Below are 2,650 nucleotides of genomic sequence, written 5' to 3' on the forward strand. Positions count from 1 at the left end.
TGCGTCCGGCGCGCACCAGCAACGGGTCGCCGGTGGACATCCGCAGCCGCGTGAGCGTGCGGCTCATGGCCGACGTGCTCAGGCCCAGCCGGCGTGCGGCGCCGGTCACGCTGCCTTCCGACCGCAGCACGTCGCGCGCGGCGCCGAGGTTCAGGTCGATGTCTTCCATGGCGACAGGATACGCCTCTGCGCGATTTGGCATGGCGTTCGATGCAACTATGGGTTGAATCCGGTGCGTCTGGCGCCTGTCGTGATGCGCACCTATAGTGGCTGCATGACGAAACCGGCAAAGGCGGAAACCATGCAATCAACCGAATCGAACCGAAACGTCCCTGCGATCCTGCTCGTCGCGGCCTCGCGCGGCCTGGGGCTCGCAATGGCGGAGGCGTTCCTGGACAAAGGCTGGCGCGTCACGGGCACCGTGCGCGCAGGATCGGGACGCACGAAGCTGCACGATCTCGCCGACCGGTTCGACGGCCGGCTCGACATCGAGACGCTCGACATCTGCGAGCCGGTGCAACTGGCCGCGCTGCGCGAGCGGCTGTCGGGCCGGCGCTTCGACATGTTGTTCGTGAACGCGGGCACGACGAACGAGCCAACCGAAACGATCGGCGAAGTGACGACCGACGAGTTCGTGCGCGTGATGATCACGAATGCATTGGCGCCGATGCGCGTGATCGAGACGCTGCAGGATCTCGTGACCGACGATGGCCTGATCGGTGCGATGTCGTCGGGGCAGGGCAGCGTCGCAAACAACGTCAGCGGGATGCGCGAGGTCTATCGCGGCAGCAAGGCCGCGCTGAACCAGTTCATGCGCAGCTTCGCGGTGCGCCAGGCCGATACGCGGCGGGCGATGGTGCTGATGGCGCCCGGCTGGGTCCGCACGGAACTGGGTGGGCCCGATGCGCGCCTGACGATCGAGGAAAGCGTGCCGAGTCTCGTCGACGTGCTGATCGCGAAGCGTGTGCGCCCGGGGCTCGAGTATCTCGACTATCTGGGGCGGACGGTGCCGTGGTAGTCGGCCCATCGGTGCATCGCGCGGGTAGTGACCGATTGCGATCCGCCGTGCCGTGAACGGGCGCGGGATTCGCCCGGTTTCTCGCGGCCCGGTGGCGGTACTGCGAAGGGCGCGCCGATTCAATACAATGCGACGATCAGCCAGTGACACGGCGTTGCGCCGTCGCGTTCGAATCCCTCCGGTTCGCCGCGCATCGTGTGCGTCCCCGTCGTGACGGCCCCCAGTCGAACACGGAGCGCAACATGAACGAACCTTACCTGCAGGTCATCGCGCATTTCTACGCCAAACCCGGCAACGGCGATCGCGTGATCGAATTGCTCGCGGAGCTCGCGCCCCTGACGCGCGCCGAGCCGAAGAATCTCGACTACGCGTATTTCCGGTCGCCCGAGAACCCCGACCACGTCGTGATCCTCGAACGCTACCGCGACGCGGACGGCCTCGACGTGCATCGGGAAACGCCGCATTTCCAGCGGATCGGGTTCGGCGCGATCATTCCGTTGCTCGATCGCCGCGAAGTGTCGAGCTACATGGTGCAGCCGGACACCGGCGCGGCGACGCCACCGGGAGGCGCCCGATGAACCCGTTTCAATTCCGTACCGTTCCGACGCAGGTCGTCGAATTCGGCGCCGCGCGCCGGCTCGGCGCGTTGTTGCGCGAACGCTTTCCGGCGCTCGTGCGGCTGTGTGTCGTCACCGACGCGTTCCTGCATCGCAGCGGCGTGCTCGCGCCCGCGCTGGAGAGCCTCGCCGCGCACGGCTGGCAAGTCACCGTGATCGACGACGTGATCGCCGATCCGCCCGAGCATGTGGTGCTGGAAGCGACCGAACGGGCCGTCGCGGCCGATGCCGAGATCGTGCTCGGCCTGGGCGGCGGATCGTCGATGGACGTCGCGAAGCTGATCGCGGTGCTCGCGCCGGGGCAGCAGGCGCTGGCCGACATGTACGGCGTCGACAAGGTGACGAGCGCGCGGTTGCCGCTCGTGCAGATGCCGACGACGGCCGGCACCGGCTCCGAAGTGACCGCCGTGTCGATCGTCACGGTCGGCGAGGCGCGCAAGATGGGCGTCGTGTCGCCGCACCTGTTCGCGGACGTCGCGATCCTCGACGCCGAACTGACGCTCGGCCTGCCGCGTGCGGCGACGGCCGCGACAGGCATCGACGCGATGGTGCATGCGATCGAGGCCTATACGTCCGCGCGGCTGAAGAACCCGGTGTCCGACATGCTGGCGACGCACGCGCTGACGCTGCTGTCGCGCAACCTGCTCACGGCGTGCGACGACGGCCACAACCGCCACGCGCGCGAGGCGATGCTGGTCGGCGCGATGTTCGCGGGGCAGGCGTTCGCGAACGCACCGGTCGCAGCCGTGCACGCGCTGGCCTATCCGGTCGGCGGGATCTTCCATGTGCCGCACGGGCTGTCGAATGCGCTCGTGCTGCCGCACGTGCTGCGGTTCAACGCGCCGGCCGCCGCGCCGCTGTATGCGGAACTCGCGGCGATCGTCGCGCCGTCGGCGACGGGCAGCGACGAAGCGCGCACCCACGCGTTGATCGCCGAAATCGACCGGCTGATCGTCGCGACGGGCATCCCGCGCACGCTGCGCGAGGTCGGCATCGGGGAAGATGACCTGCCGAG

The 2,650-nt window shown here is 68.5% G+C and carries 4 protein-coding genes; 3 read left to right on the forward strand and 1 reads right to left on the reverse strand.

What is annotated here, in order from left to right:
* On the reverse strand, positions 1 to 202 hold a 202-nt coding region (locus G3N93_RS37870), incomplete at its 3' end, for a LysR family transcriptional regulator (RefSeq protein ID WP_241026875.1).
* A 99-nt stretch (positions 203 to 301) separates the two neighbouring features.
* Here G3N93_RS37870 and G3N93_RS37875 point away from each other — a divergent pair.
* The 3 genes from G3N93_RS37875 to G3N93_RS37885 form a co-directional block, all read left to right on the forward strand.
* A complete protein-coding gene (locus G3N93_RS37875) occupies positions 302 to 1,018 on the forward strand; it encodes an SDR family oxidoreductase (protein ID WP_206135308.1) in 717 nt (238 codons plus the stop codon).
* 242 nt (positions 1,019 to 1,260) lie between these two features.
* Entirely contained in the window at positions 1,261 to 1,596 is a 336-nt protein-coding gene (locus tag G3N93_RS37880) for a putative quinol monooxygenase (protein ID WP_174943652.1), read from the forward strand.
* The coding region (locus tag G3N93_RS37885) for an iron-containing alcohol dehydrogenase (RefSeq protein WP_206135309.1) at positions 1,593 to 2,650 on the forward strand (1,058 nt) is incomplete at its 3' end. The genes G3N93_RS37880 and G3N93_RS37885, both read left to right, overlap by 4 nt.

It is taken from the genome of Burkholderia sp. Se-20378 (genome assembly GCF_017104665.1).
GTDB lineage: Bacteria > Pseudomonadota > Gammaproteobacteria > Burkholderiales > Burkholderiaceae > Burkholderia > Burkholderia lata.

Excerpts from the sequence above, each read along its gene's own strand:
- G3N93_RS37875 (WP_206135308.1), top strand. The coding sequence starts at position 302 with ATGCAATCAACCGAATCGAACCGAAACGTCCCTGCGATCCTGCTCGTC.
- G3N93_RS37880 (WP_174943652.1), top strand. The coding sequence starts at position 1,261 with ATGAACGAACCTTACCTGCAGGTCATCGCGCATTTCTACGCCAAACCC.